Here is a 13,575-nt window from a genome sequence, read left to right on the forward strand (position 1 = left end):
CATAAGAATATAGAAAGTAAATAAGAGGTATCATGTAGCTAGAAAATAATAGATTGGAGGTTGTTTCAATGCGTAAAAATAAAGATCTATTTCGGGTAATCATTGTCTTTGTGGCAGGGGTTATGTTGATTCTAGCAACCCCAGTGTTATTTAGAGTTGTTATAGAACTACTGTCAAAATAAAATCTGCATTGAGTATATTCATTAGGATCTCAAATCTTTACATGTTTCATCAATTTCTTTTAGTTAAAAGTCCGATTTTTCATTTACCATATTTATATTCACAGAAGTTCTAATCAAGACATTAAAGTGGATATCATGAGAAGAAAATAAGAAAGGTGATTTTATCTATAGTAGGTAGAATCTAAAAAATAAATTATGACTCATTTAAAATTTTATATCAAATCCGTTCTTTGTTCATTGGTATTGTTTATCCTTTTAATTCTTTTTATTAAAAATATATATTACCCTGCTCTAAAGATAACTATTGAAGTTATTCTGTCATTTTCGATAGGTAGTCTTTGTTATTCCATTTTTTGTAAAACAAATCGCGCTGCTTTCCTGCCAATTTCGGTTGTTTTATTTCTGCTGACTCTCTATTTGCTAGGAGTATAGTGTTTTAGCAGGAATTTTGTCAGTTTGCATTTTTTCTTGGAGAAATTCTGACGATTGAAATTTTAATGTCTTTAAGTGGAGTAAATTTGCTATCAAGATTTTTCAAAAAAAGAGAAGTCAATAGATTTGTTAGTGGATTATAAAGATGAAAGGTAAAATTGGGATATTTAAAATGAAACATTTTTTTGCAGGAATTGGTGAGATAAGATTTATTAGTTATCTATTGTCTCTATGTGTAGGACTAGCCCCTCTTTTTCATATATATGTTATAGGTTCTGAAATGAGTTTTGTGAAAATAGTATTATCTATTTTGGGAATTATATTTGTTTGTATTTTAACTATTGCTCGAATTTATAGGACTTTTTTCTATAAAGAATAGTTTGGACTTGAAATGTATTTAAAACCAGAGGTTGGTAGATTATCAGCCTCTTTCTTGTCTTCTCCAACCAAGCATGTTATAATGAAAACTGCTCAAACGACCTTCAATCGTTAAGCAAACACGACCTTCAATCGTGAACTAGTCATTTCGTTTATCTTTTATTACGTCGTTAACTCGAAATGAGATGCAAGCTGAGCTTGTCTGATTTATAATCTCAATCAGTCTCCCAGACTGATTGAGCGAACTCAAGTTATGCCTGCGACTCGTTGCCTAGTCCTAAAAGAAAACGAAAAGACTATACTCAAAGAAATTCTATTGAAAGTCATAATGAATAGAATTTTGAAGGGTATGAATAAACGAATAGATGGGAGACTTACCATGAGTGATAACTCTAAAACACGTGTTGTCGTGGGGATGAGTGGTGGTGTTGATTCGTCGGTGACGGCTCTCTTGCTCAAGGAGCAGGGCTACGATGTGATCGGTATCTTCATGAAGAACTGGGACGACACAGATGAAAACGGCGTCTGTACGGCGACCGAGGATTACAAGGATGTGGCTGCGGTGGCAGACCAGATCGGCATTCCTTACTACTCTGTTAATTTTGAAAAAGAGTACTGGGACCGCGTCTTTGAGTATTTCCTAGCGGAATACCGTGCAGGGCGCACGCCAAATCCAGATGTTATGTGTAACAAGGAAATCAAGTTCAAGGCCTTTTTGGACTATGCTATGACCTTAGGCGCAGACTATGTAGCGACTGGGCATTATGCTCGAGTTGTGCGTGATGAGGATGGCATCGTTCACATGCTTCGTGGTGTGGACAATGGCAAGGATCAGACCTATTTCCTCAGTCAACTTTCGCAAGAACAACTCCAAAAAACCATGTTCCCACTGGGACATTTGGAAAAACCTGAAGTACGAAAAATAGCTGAAGAAGCAGGACTTGCGACGGCTAAGAAGAAAGACTCGACAGGGATTTGCTTTATCGGAGAAAAGAACTTTAAAGAATTTCTCAGCAACTACCTGCCAGCTCAACCTGGTCGAATGATGACTGTGGATGGTCGCGATATGGGTGAGCATGCTGGTCTGATGTATTATACGATTGGTCAGCGTGGGGGACTCGGTATCGGTGGTCAACACGGTGGTGACAATGCCCCTTGGTTCGTTGTCGGAAAAGATCTGAGCAAGAATATCCTCTATGTCGGCCAAGGATTCTACCATGATTCGCTCATGTCAACCAGCCTTGAGGCTAGTCAAGTCCACTTTACCCGTGACATGCCAGAGGAATTTACGCTAGAATGCACAGCCAAATTCCGCTATCGTCAGCCTGATTCTAAGGTGACAGTACATGTCAAAGGAGACAAGGCAGAGGTCATCTTTGCGGAGCCACAGCGTGCGATCACACCAGGACAGGCAGTTGTCTTTTACGATGGTGAAGAATGTCTCGGTGGTGGTTTGATTGACAATGCCTACCGCGATGGTAAGGTTTGTCAGTACATTTAGATTGACAAATTTTCTCAATTTGCTACAATAATAAAAGCAATAGAAATGATGGTCAAAGCTCATGGATGTTGCAGGCTTTTTTGTCCTGCACTTCTTTGGAGTTTTGACTGTTTTTGTGTCGTTTAGAGGAAAGGAAAAAGATGATTCAACAAGACTTTCGGACAAAAGTAGAAAATACGGTTTTTGGAGTTCGGGCGACAGCCTTGATTGTCCAAAATCACAAGCTTCTAGTTACCAAAGACAAGGGCAAGTATTACACTATTGGTGGTGCGATTCAAGTCAATGAGAGAACGGAAGATGCGGTAGTCCGTGAAGTGAAGGAAGAACTGGGTGTCAAAGCTCAAGCTGGGCAACTAGCTTTTGTAGTTGAAAATCGTTTTGAACAAGACGGTGTCTATTATCACAATATCGAGTTTCATTATCTAGTGGATTTGCTTGAAGATGCCCCGTTGACCATGCAGGAAGATGAGAAAACGCAACCCTGTGAGTGGATTGACTTGGACAAGTTTGAGGATATTCAGCTGGTTCCAGCCTTTTTAAAGACAGCCCTACCAGATTGGGACGGACAATTACGACACATCCATCTTAACGAATAGGAGAGAAAATGATGGTTAAGCTTATTGCCCATGTACTTGTTCATAGTGGTGGTGATTATTTACTCATTCAGCGTTCGGAAATTAAAAGAGGACAACCCAACGTTTATCCGACTTACTGGGATATTCCTGGTGGCGGGGTTGAAAAGGGTGAACTTCCGCGAGATGGAGCTCTTAGAGAATGTATTGAAGAAGCGGGAATTAGGCTAGACAGCAGTTCGCTCAAACTTCTTCACGAAGATAGTCAACTGGATACCTCAAAGGATATTGTCTTTACTCGCTTAGTTTATAAAGCAGAGTGGGTTGGGGAGAAGCCAATTATCAGATTAGATCCTGAAGAGCATACGCACTTTAAATGGGTTACCATGGATCAAGCTCTAGAGGAGGAGAAGCTAGTTCCCTATTTGCGAGAAATTTTTGAAAGGTTAAGAAATGACTTATAATTTTATAGAAGAATACGATATTATAGTTATCGGTGCTGGGCATGCCGGGGTGGAAGCTTCCCTAGCTGCTAGCCGTATGGGTTGCAAGGTCTTGCTTGCGACTATCAACATTGAAATGTTGGCTTTCATGCCATGTAATCCCTCTATCGGTGGTTCTGCCAAGGGAATTGTCGTGCGTGAAGTCGACGCTCTCGGTGGGGAAATGGCCAAGACCATTGACAAGACTTACATCCAGATGAAGATGCTCAACACTGGGAAAGGTCCAGCTGTTCGTGCTCTTCGTGCGCAGGCTGACAAGGAACTCTACTCTAAGGAAATGCGCAAGACAGTTGAAAATCAAGAGAATCTCACTCTTCGTCAAACCATGATTGATGAGATTTTGGTGGAAGATGGCAAGGTTGTCGGTGTGCGTACTGCGACCCATCAAGAGTATGCTGCTAAGGCTGTTATTGTGACCACAGGGACTGCCCTCCGTGGGGAAATCATCATCGGAGACCTCAAGTACTCGTCAGGACCAAATCACAGTTTAGCTTCGATTAACCTAGCTGACAATCTCAAGGAACTGGGACTCGAAATTGGTCGTTTCAAGACAGGAACGCCTCCACGTGTCAAGGCTTCTTCTATCAACTACGATGTGACAGAGATTCAGCCAGGAGACGAAGCACCTAATCACTTCTCATATACTTCACGTGATGAGGATTATGTCAAAGATCAGGTGCCATGTTGGTTGACTTACACCAATGGTACCAGCCATGAGATTATCCAAAACAATCTCCACCGTGCTCCTATGTTTACAGGTGTGGTTAAGGGAGTGGGGCCTCGTTACTGTCCGTCGATTGAGGACAAGATTGTGCGCTTTGCGGACAAGGAACGCCACCAACTTTTCCTAGAGCCAGAAGGACGCAATACAGAAGAAGTTTATGTCCAAGGTCTCTCAACCAGTCTTCCTGAAGATGTACAACGTGACTTGGTACATTCCATCAAAGGTTTGGAAAATGCAGAGATGATGCGTACTGGTTATGCTATTGAGTACGACATGGTCTTGCCGCATCAGTTGCGTGCGACTCTGGAAACCAAGAAAATCTCAGGACTTTTCACAGCGGGTCAGACAAATGGAACGTCAGGTTACGAAGAGGCTGCTGGTCAAGGGATTATCGCTGGCATCAATGCCGCTCTGAAAGTTCAAGGCAAGCCTGAGTTGATTTTGAAACGAAGCGACGGTTATATCGGAGTGATGATTGACGACTTGGTAACAAAGGGGACCATTGAACCCTACCGTCTCTTGACCAGTCGTGCTGAATACCGCCTCATTCTCCGTCATGATAATGCCGATATGCGTTTGACAGAGATGGGACGCGAGATTGGCCTTGTTGACGATGAACGCTGGGTTCGTTTTGAAATCAAGAAAAACCAATTTGACAATGAGATGAAGCGTTTGGATAGCATCAAACTCAAGCCAGTCAAGGAAACCAATGCTAAGGTTGAAGCAATGGGCTTCAAACCATTGACAGATGCAGTCACTGCCAAGGAGTTCCTCCGTCGTCCAGAAGTCTCTTACCAAGATGTGGTAGCCTTTATTGGACCTGCTGCTGAAGAGTTAGATGACAAGATTATCGAATTGATTGAAACAGAAATCAAGTACGAAGGCTACATCTCAAAAGCCATGGACCAGGTTGCCAAGATGAAACGCATGGAAGAAAAACGTATTCCAGCCAACATCGACTGGGATGACATTGATTCTATCGCGACTGAGGCTCGCCAGAAGTTCAAACTCATCAATCCAGAAACCATCGGACAAGCCAGCCGTATTTCGGGAGTAAACCCGGCAGATATTTCCATTCTCATGGTGTATCTAGAAGGTAAAAATCGAAGTATTTCAAAAAATCTAGAAAAAAAGGCTGACTAAAGACAAAGTGCTGAATTCTCTTTTAGGAATTCAGCTTTTTTGATAGAATCGTCCTCTATTTTCGAATAAAGAGAAAAGGAGGAAGATTATGCTGACGGTAGAAGAAAAAAATTTTTTAGATCACTATAAAAATGCTTCCTATCATCGTTTTTATGAGATTGAGCGCTTCACTAGTCTCTGTCAAAAGTTAGACAAATGGCCACCACAGGCTGACAAGCTTTAGACTTTTTGATATACTAGAACAAATTAAAACATAGGAGAGAATGAATGAACGTATATGGCAGATTAGAAGAGGAACCAACTCCATCTTGGACGGGAATTCAGGATGATTTAGTTGGGAGAGAGGAGCGCTTCGAGGATGAACCAAGTTCATTTGCTCCCTTACCATTATTTAAGATCCTAATCTGGAGCACTTTAGTTGTACTTGTATCTGTAGTTCTTCCTTTCTTGCTAGGACTAACTAGCCCAGAACAGGCACAAGATTTTTATATGGGATGGGCGATGCACCAGGGGGGAGATATCTACACAGACTATTTTGGAACGAGTGGTCTTCTCTATTACTTTTTACAGTATCTAAGCAAGGGTAGTATTTTGTTTGCAGCCTTTACTTGGCTTGCTCTAGTGGGTGCTGGGATTTTTCTTTTCCGTTCAACTTATACCTTGACGGAGGAGAACAAGCAGTCGCAACAAGTGTTGACCATCTTTTATCTTCTTGTTGGAGGACTTAGCTTTGGCGGTGGTTATGCCACCATTTTGGCCCTTCCATTCCTGTTTTACGCTCTTAGTTTAGTAACAAGGTATTTGGTAGAGTATAATCATGACAAAGGTTTCGTGCGTGTTGGGATTAGCTTGGCTCTAGCATTCTTTTTTGCCCCTCTAGTTACAGCTCTATATGCTCTAGTCTTATTCTTTGCATTGTTAGCCTTTAATATTGGGCGTGGTCGCTTAGTTCATGGGCTCTATCAATTTTTTGCAGCTGGTCTTGGGTTCTCACTTTTCTTTTATCCAATTGGTTACTATACGGCTTATAATGGGAGTTTCGGGAATGCTATTAGTCAAATTCTCTATCCAGTAGATAGTTTGAAGTTTATGTCCAATCCAGCCTTGCTAGACAACCTCCTTTTTTATGGATTGTTAACAATTGGTCTTGGAGGATTAAGATTCGTATTTACAGGGCTTTTCCAGTCTAAACCAAGCAAGCAATACGTCTTATCTATTTTTGCTTCAGTAGCTATCTTATCGTTACTAGGATTGGAAATTTTCTCTACAGAACCGATTCACGGTAGTCGTCTAGCTACTTTTCTTCCTTTCTTGTCCATTTTTCTATTGACTCACATTCGAACTGGGGAATTAGAAGGAGCCAATCGCCGTAGAAGACATCGAGAAGTTCCTTCAATATGGGCAATATTTCTTCAGGGTAATGTCTATTTGCCAGTGTTAGCTTTGGCCTACCTATTTTTTGCTCCTCTGGTAGCTCGTTATGTTCTTCACTCAGAACAATATCAAGAACGAACTCGTATAGAAACTACGGTTAAAGGACAAACACAGGCAACAGATCGTATTTATCTATGGGATGATCTTACTAATGGTTATAAGACTAGTGAACGTTTAGCAGCTAGTCAGTTGCTATCACCAAAATTATATACTGGCCTTGATGCAAATCGTAGCAAACTTGTCAATGATTTACGTGATAATCAGCCTAAAGTGATTGTGGTCAATACCAAAACAGCTCTCTGGACGGAAGTAGAACAGCTTCTGGCAGAAAGTTATCAACCAGTTCAAAGTGAATTCAAAGACTTTAAACTTTACAAATTAAAATAAAATAATCAATATCTAGTGTAAATTTTATGAAAATATGAATTTTAATACTAGATATTGATTTTTATTTTTATAGTGATATAATACTTTAAGAAAGAATATTTAAGAAAAGAGCCTGGATATGATTGTATTAGAAGAGAAAACAAATCCTGATCCAACCTTATTCGTCGAAAAGCGTGACGGCAGACGCGTCATTTTTGATGTAGATAAGATTGACAAAGCCTTGCATAAGGCTGCGGAAAAAGTCATGGATGTAACCCCCTTGGTAGAAAAGCGTCTTAATACTCTAGTTGAACGTATTGTAGAAGAGATTCATAGTCGCTTTCCTCAAGGTGTAAAAATCTATGAAATCCAAAATATCGTAGAACATGAGTTATTGGAAGCTAAAGAATATGCCTTGGCAGAGGAATATATCACTTATAGAACTCAAAGGGATTTTGAGCGCTCAAAAGCAACAGATATCAACTTCAGTATCCATAAACTTCTCAACAAAGACCAGGCAGTTGTCAATGAGAATGCTAATAAAGATAGTGATGTTTTTAATACCCAGCGTGATTTGACGGCGGGGATTGTTGGGAAATCAATCGGTCTTCAAATGCTTCCTAAGCATGTGGCTAATGCCCACCAAAAAGGGGATATCCACTATCACGATTTGGACTATAGCCCTTACACTCCGATGACCAACTGCTGTCTGATTGATTTTAAGGGTATGTTGGAAAATGGTTTTAAGATTGGGAATGCTGAGGTAGAGAGTCCTAAGTCTATTCAGACTGCGACTGCTCAGATATCGCAAATCATCGCCAACGTTGCATCAAGTCAGTATGGAGGCTGTTCAGCAGACCGTATCGATGAAGTCTTGGCTCCTTATGCAGAAAAAAATTACCAAAAACACCTCAAAGATGCAGAGGAATGGGTACTGTCTGACAAGTGCGAAGAATATGCCTGGAAGAAAACCCAAAAAGACATCTATGATGCTATGCAATCATTGGAGTATGAAATCAATACCCTCTTCACTTCAAATGGGCAAACACCCTTTACTTCCCTTGGTTTCGGATTAGGAACCAATCGTTTTGAACGCGAAATTCAAAAGGCAATTTTAAACATTCGTATCAAGGGGCTTGGTTCAGAACACCGTACAGCTATCTTCCCTAAACTCATCTTCACTCTTAAAAGAGGACTTAACTTGGAGGAAGGCTCACCTAACTACGATATCAAGCAGTTGGCCCTTGAGTGTGCAACTAAGCGCATGTATCCAGATGTCTTGTCTTACGATAAGATTATCGAATTGACAGGTTCTTTCAAGGTTCCGATGGGATGTCGTTCATTCCTTCAAGGATGGAAGGATGAAAATGGAGTAGAAGTTAATTCAGGTCGTATGAACCTAGGTGTGGTAACAGTCAATCTTCCTCGTATCGCCCTCGAGTCTGAAGGAGACCTGAACAAGTTCTGGGAAATCTTCAATGAGCGTATGAATATCGCTGAAGATGCTCTAGTTTATCGTGTGGAAAGAACCAAGGAAGCCACTCCAGCTAATGCACCAATTCTTTATCAATACGGAGCTTTTGGCCGTCGTCTTGGGAAAGAAGAAAGTGTTGATCAACTCTTTAAGAATCGCCGTGCTACTGTTTCGCTTGGCTACATTGGACTTTATGAGGTGGCAACAGTATTCTTTGGCAACAATTGGGAAAACAATCCAGAAGCTAAAGAATTCACTCTTGATATCATTCGAGACATGAAACATCGAGTAGAAGAGTGGTCAGACCAATATGGCTATCACTTCTCTATTTATTCGACACCATCTGAAAGTTTAACAGACCGCTTCTGTCGCCTGGATACAGAGAAATTCGGTTCTATTCCAGATATAACGGATAAAGAGTACTACACAAATTCCTTCCATTATGATGTCCGTAAAAATCCAACTCCTTTTGAAAAATTGGATTTCGAGAAGGTTTATCCAGAAGCGGGAGCATCAGGTGGATTTATCCACTACTGTGAGTATCCTGTTCTTCAACAAAATCCAAAGGCCTTGGAAGCTGTTTGGGATTATGCTTATGACCGTGTAGGTTATCTAGGAACAAATACTCCGATTGATCGTTGCTACAAGTGTGATTTCGAAGGAGACTTTGATCCAACTGAGAGAGGATTTGCGTGTCCTAACTGTGGCAATAGTGATCCTAAAACAGTAGACGTGGTTAAACGAACCTGTGGCTATCTTGGGAACCCACAAGCGCGTCCGATGGTGAATGGACGCCACAAGGAAATTGCTGCGCGTGTGAAACACATGAACGGTTCAACTATTAAAACAGCAGGACATGAAGTAAGAAATTAGAAAGAGATAGAATGGGAAAATATCAATTAGATGATAAATAGAGCATTATGTTGGATAAAAAATAATTATAAGTTTGTAGTAGAGACGTTGCTAATTGGTTGTATAGGGCTTGTTCTCAGTGCTCAATCGAATCAATTGAGTAAGGTGGCTAATGCTATAGCAGAACAGGCAAATAGTCTCTCAAACGAGGCGAATAATGTGGCTAGAAAAGAATATGGAATTGAGATTACAGACATAGAGACGACTCCTCCCAAGTTGCATGCACCAGTTCAAATAATGGGGGTTGAAGGGCTTACGATTGTAAATAAGACGTTAAACTACAATATAAACATTCGTGAATTAAATGGCGTCCAACAATTAAAACTGCTATCTGAGAATGGAAATGTTATTCAAAGCAGTAGTTCGAAACGTCCGTATCTCCTTTTTAAAAGAGAGGAGCTACAAAATGGTGAAATTAATTTATATTTTTCAGATGAAATTCGAGATGAGGATGGAAGCAAGGTTATTCATTCGGCGCCTTTAAACACATCAATTGAATCAATGGAGAAAATTGGTTATTATCGTTACTTTTACATATTAGCAGAATACAATGAATCATTTCAATTGTATTTAGTGGCAATGAAAAATTCACATAAAGGAGAAGAACTGTTTGAAAAATACAAAGTATATAATAAATTTGATATTCATGAGTTAAAATACTCGGATGATGAAGTATTTAAAGAGCTTGATTATAAAATGGCAGAGCAGTACGAAATGATTTATAATCATTATAGTGAATTGAAGCATTAGAAAGAAATAGAATGGGAAAATATCAATTAGATGATAAGGGAAAGGCCTTGGTTCAACGATTCCACGAAAAACATTCAAAGGGTGGAGTTAATAAAAAAGACCGAGTGGCTAGCCTAAGAGAGCAATTTTTAAATAAGAATAAGAAAAAGTGAGAGTCCGCTCTCGCTTTTCTCTTAGTTGGAGGTAAAGATGATATTACGCAGACCAAGATTGGCAGATAAAGAAACAATTTTAGAGATGATGTCAGAGTTTGAGCAGACTCAATCAGCCCACAATGGAGGATTTTGGGATACTGAGAACTTTGACTATGAAAAGTGGTTGGAAACTAGCCATAATAAAGAAATGGGAATAGGATTGCTGGAAAATCGCGTTCCATCAATTCAGTTCGTATTGTTTGATGAATCAGGCCATGCTTTAGGTTTTTTAAATTTACGGTTGAGACTGAATGAGGGTTTACTGAATTATGCTGGCCATATTGGCTATTCTATCCGCCCTTCCGAAAGAGGCAAAGGATATGCCAAGGAAGCTCTCCGTCAAGGTCTACAAGTGGCTAAAGAAAAGAACATCCATCGTGCTCTGGTGAATTGTAGCGCGGAAAATCCAGCAAGCCGAGCTGTTATCTTAGCTAATGGTGGAGAGTTGGAGGATGTTCGAAATGGAACGGAGCGCTATTGGATAGAGTTGGAGTAGAAAGCATGACATGGAATACACCAAAACCAGGCGAGTGGAAGAGTGAGGAGCTTAGTCAAGGGCGTATCATTGACTATAAGGCTTTTAACTTTGTGGATGGAGAAGGGGTGCGCAATTCTCTCTATGTAGCCGGCTGCATGTTTCACTGTGAGGGCTGTTACAATGTAGCGACCTGGTCTTTCAATGCAGGAATTCCTTATACGCCAGAATTGGAAGAACAAATCATGGCAGACTTAGCCCAGCCCTATGTTCAAGGATTGACTTTGCTAGGAGGAGAGCCATTCCTCAATACAGGTATTCTTTTGCCCCTTGTAAAACGCATTCGAAAGGAATTGCCAGAAAAAGACATCTGGTCTTGGACAGGCTACACTTGGGAAGAAATGATGCTGGAAACTCCAGATAAGCTAGAGCTTTTATCTATGATTGATATCCTGGTCGATGGTCGCTATGATCGGAGCAAGAGAAATCTTATGCTTCAATTCCGCGGCTCTTCCAATCAACGAATTATCGATGTACAAAAGTCTCTCCAAAGTGGAAAGGTAGTCATTTGGGACAAGCTTAACGATGGAAAAGAAAGCTATGAACAGGTGAAGAGAGAATGAAGAAAAAAGAATTAATAGAAAGACTAGTATCAGAAATAGAGTCGGGAAAAGTAAAAACGCTGGGTATCTACGGTCACGGCGCTTCAGGAAAATCAACTTTTGCTCAAGAATTGTACCAAATATTGGATGCTGAAAAGGTAAATTTACTAGAGACAGATCCCTATATTACTTCGGGACGACATTTAGTAGTACCTAAAGAGACACCAGACCAAAAGGTGACAGCATGTTTACCGGTAGCGCATGAGCTGGCAAGTTTACAAAGAGATATTCTTGCTCTGCAAGCGGGTATGGACATCTTGACAATTGAGGAACCTTGGAAGGCTAGCGAGATCTTATCTGGAGCAAAACCAATTCTGATAGTCGAAGGGATGTCTGTGGGTTTTCTACCCAAGGAACTCTTTGACAAAACCATTTGTTTCTACACAGATGAGGAGACCGAATTAAAGAGACGTCTAGCTCGAGATACGACTGTGAGAAATGGCGATGCATCCATTATATTGGCTAGTCAGCAGATGAGACGAGAGCAGTATCTACAATACTATAAAGAAACCGAGTCAAGAGCTGATATCTTGGTAGATCAATCAGATGATAAATTTCAAATTAAAACTAACATTATATAGAAGAAAAGACAGATAATCTAGCACTTAAATATGAAAATTTATTAAAATGGAATAAGAAAACAGTTTCATCTAAAAAATTTAAAAAAACCTGTCAAATCCCTTGCAATCGCAGGGGCTTTGTGTTATTCTATTATGGTGCTGTAAATTACAGCTTTAGCTTTGATGCAAGAGGTTGCGACACGCTCGGTTGCATTGCCACGCAACGCGCGTCGGTTTTCTTGTGGAGCTAGCCTATTATCTTAAATAGACGAAAAGGAGAAAAAGATGGCAAACAAAAAAATCCGTATCCGTTTGAAAGCTTACGAACACCGTACGCTTGACACAGCGGCTGCAAAAATCGTAGAATCAGCTACTCGTACAGGTGCACAAGTTGCGGGTCCAATCCCACTTCCAACTGAGCGTAGCCTCTACACAATCATTCGTGCGACTCACAAATACAAAGACTCTCGCGAACAATTTGAAATGCGTACACACAAACGTTTGATCGATATCGTTAACCCAACTCAAAAAACAGTTGACGCTTTGATGAAATTGGATCTTCCAAGTGGTGTAAACGTAGAAATCAAACTTTAATTTAAAGCTTGATAACTTGAGCATAAAAAACGCTCGTTAAAAACTTTTTGAATAAAAAATATAGAAAAGGAACTATTTTCTCATGACAAAAGGAATCTTAGGGAAAAAAGTGGGAATGACTCAAATCTTCACTGAAGCTGGCGAATTGATCCCTGTAACAGTTATTGAAGCAACTCCAAACGTTGTTCTTCAAGTTAAAACTGTTGAAACAGACGGATATAACGCTATCCAAGTTGGTTTTGATGACAAACGCGAAGTATTGAGCAACAAACCTGCTAAAGGACATGTAGCAAAAGCTAACACGGCTCCTAAGCGCTTCATTCGTGAATTCAAAAACGTTGAAGGCTTGGAAGTTGGTGCTGAAATCACAGTTGAAACTTTCGCAGCTGGAGATGTTGTTGACGTAACTGGTACTTCTAAAGGTAAAGGTTTCCAAGGTGTTATCAAACGCCACGGACAATCACGTGGACCTATGGCTCACGGTTCTCGTTACCACCGTCGTCCAGGTTCTATGGGACCTGTTGCACCTAACCGCGTATTCAAAGGTAAAAACCTTGCAGGACGTATGGGTGGCGACCGTGTAACAATTCAAAACCTTGAAGTTGTACAAGTTGTTCCAGAAAAGAACGTTATCCTTATCAAAGGTAACGTACCAGGTGCTAAGAAATCTCTTATCACTATCAAATCAGCAGTTAAAGCTGGTAAATAATAAGGAAAGG

15 protein-coding genes are annotated in these 13,575 nt (G+C 40.3%); all 15 read left to right on the forward strand.

The features are described 5' to 3' along the window. Positions 1 to 786: 786 nt before the first annotated feature. On the forward strand, positions 787 to 993 hold the full coding sequence (locus GEZ89_RS09665) for a hypothetical protein (RefSeq protein ID WP_153224706.1): 207 nt from the start codon (positions 787 to 789) through the stop codon (positions 991 to 993). 378 nt (positions 994 to 1,371) lie between these two features. Then, a complete protein-coding gene (gene mnmA, locus GEZ89_RS01115; protein ID WP_153224681.1) occupies positions 1,372 to 2,493 on the forward strand; it encodes a tRNA 2-thiouridine(34) synthase MnmA in 1,122 nt (373 codons plus the stop codon). Positions 2,494 to 2,633: 140 nt separating this feature from the next. After that, positions 2,634 to 3,089 carry an NUDIX hydrolase gene (locus GEZ89_RS01120; protein WP_194251812.1) on the forward strand — a complete coding sequence of 152 codons (456 nt, stop codon included), beginning with the start codon at positions 2,634 to 2,636 and terminating at the stop codon, positions 3,087 to 3,089. Between the two features lie 8 nt (positions 3,090 to 3,097). After that, positions 3,098 to 3,529, forward strand: coding sequence for an NUDIX hydrolase (locus GEZ89_RS01125; RefSeq protein WP_153224683.1), 432 nt, complete (start codon positions 3,098 to 3,100; stop codon positions 3,527 to 3,529). Continuing rightward, positions 3,519 to 5,435 (forward strand): tRNA uridine-5-carboxymethylaminomethyl(34) synthesis enzyme MnmG, encoded by a 1,917-nt coding sequence (gene mnmG / locus GEZ89_RS01130; RefSeq protein ID WP_153224684.1) that lies wholly within the window; start codon positions 3,519 to 3,521, stop codon positions 5,433 to 5,435. Before GEZ89_RS01125 ends, mnmG begins: the two co-directional genes overlap by 11 nt. A gap of 88 nt (positions 5,436 to 5,523) precedes the next feature. Continuing rightward, positions 5,524 to 5,658: a hypothetical protein gene (locus GEZ89_RS09770; RefSeq protein WP_265586415.1), complete on the forward strand. Its 135-nt coding sequence runs from the start codon at positions 5,524 to 5,526 to the stop codon at positions 5,656 to 5,658. Positions 5,659 to 5,702: 44 nt separating this feature from the next. Then, positions 5,703 to 7,256: a damage-inducible protein CinA gene (locus GEZ89_RS01135; protein WP_153224685.1), complete on the forward strand. Its 1,554-nt coding sequence runs from the start codon at positions 5,703 to 5,705 to the stop codon at positions 7,254 to 7,256. 118 nt (positions 7,257 to 7,374) lie between these two features. Then, the gene (nrdD, locus tag GEZ89_RS01140) at positions 7,375 to 9,582 is read left to right on the forward strand and encodes an anaerobic ribonucleoside-triphosphate reductase (RefSeq protein WP_153224686.1); all 2,208 of its coding nucleotides are present in this window, start codon (positions 7,375 to 7,377) and stop codon (positions 9,580 to 9,582) included. Positions 9,583 to 9,612: 30 nt separating this feature from the next. After that, positions 9,613 to 10,371, forward strand: a complete 759-nt coding sequence (locus GEZ89_RS01145; RefSeq protein ID WP_153224687.1) for a hypothetical protein — start codon at positions 9,613 to 9,615, stop codon at positions 10,369 to 10,371. Positions 10,372 to 10,382: 11 nt separating this feature from the next. Continuing rightward, positions 10,383 to 10,523 carry a hypothetical protein gene (locus GEZ89_RS01150; protein ID WP_000521611.1) on the forward strand — a complete coding sequence of 47 codons (141 nt, stop codon included), beginning with the start codon at positions 10,383 to 10,385 and terminating at the stop codon, positions 10,521 to 10,523. Positions 10,524 to 10,560: 37 nt separating this feature from the next. Continuing rightward, positions 10,561 to 11,061, forward strand: a complete 501-nt coding sequence (locus GEZ89_RS01155) for a GNAT family N-acetyltransferase (RefSeq protein ID WP_075230998.1) — start codon at positions 10,561 to 10,563, stop codon at positions 11,059 to 11,061. A gap of 5 nt (positions 11,062 to 11,066) precedes the next feature. Beyond that, entirely contained in the window at positions 11,067 to 11,663 is a 597-nt protein-coding gene (nrdG, locus tag GEZ89_RS01160) for an anaerobic ribonucleoside-triphosphate reductase activating protein (RefSeq protein ID WP_075230997.1), read from the forward strand. After that, the gene (locus GEZ89_RS01165) at positions 11,660 to 12,283 is read left to right on the forward strand and encodes a uridine kinase family protein (RefSeq protein WP_153224688.1); all 624 of its coding nucleotides are present in this window, start codon (positions 11,660 to 11,662) and stop codon (positions 12,281 to 12,283) included. The genes nrdG and GEZ89_RS01165 overlap by 4 nt, the downstream gene beginning before the upstream one ends. A gap of 264 nt (positions 12,284 to 12,547) precedes the next feature. After that, entirely contained in the window at positions 12,548 to 12,856 is a 309-nt protein-coding gene (gene rpsJ, locus GEZ89_RS01170; RefSeq protein ID WP_001284513.1) for a 30S ribosomal protein S10, read from the forward strand. A gap of 82 nt (positions 12,857 to 12,938) precedes the next feature. Next, entirely contained in the window at positions 12,939 to 13,565 is a 627-nt protein-coding gene (gene rplC / locus GEZ89_RS01175) for a 50S ribosomal protein L3 (RefSeq protein ID WP_000160197.1), read from the forward strand. Positions 13,566 to 13,575: the final 10 nt, after the last annotated feature.

Source organism: Streptococcus mitis, from assembly GCF_009496285.1.
In the GTDB taxonomy this organism is placed as follows: Bacteria; Bacillota; Bacilli; order Lactobacillales; family Streptococcaceae; genus Streptococcus; species Streptococcus mitis_BP.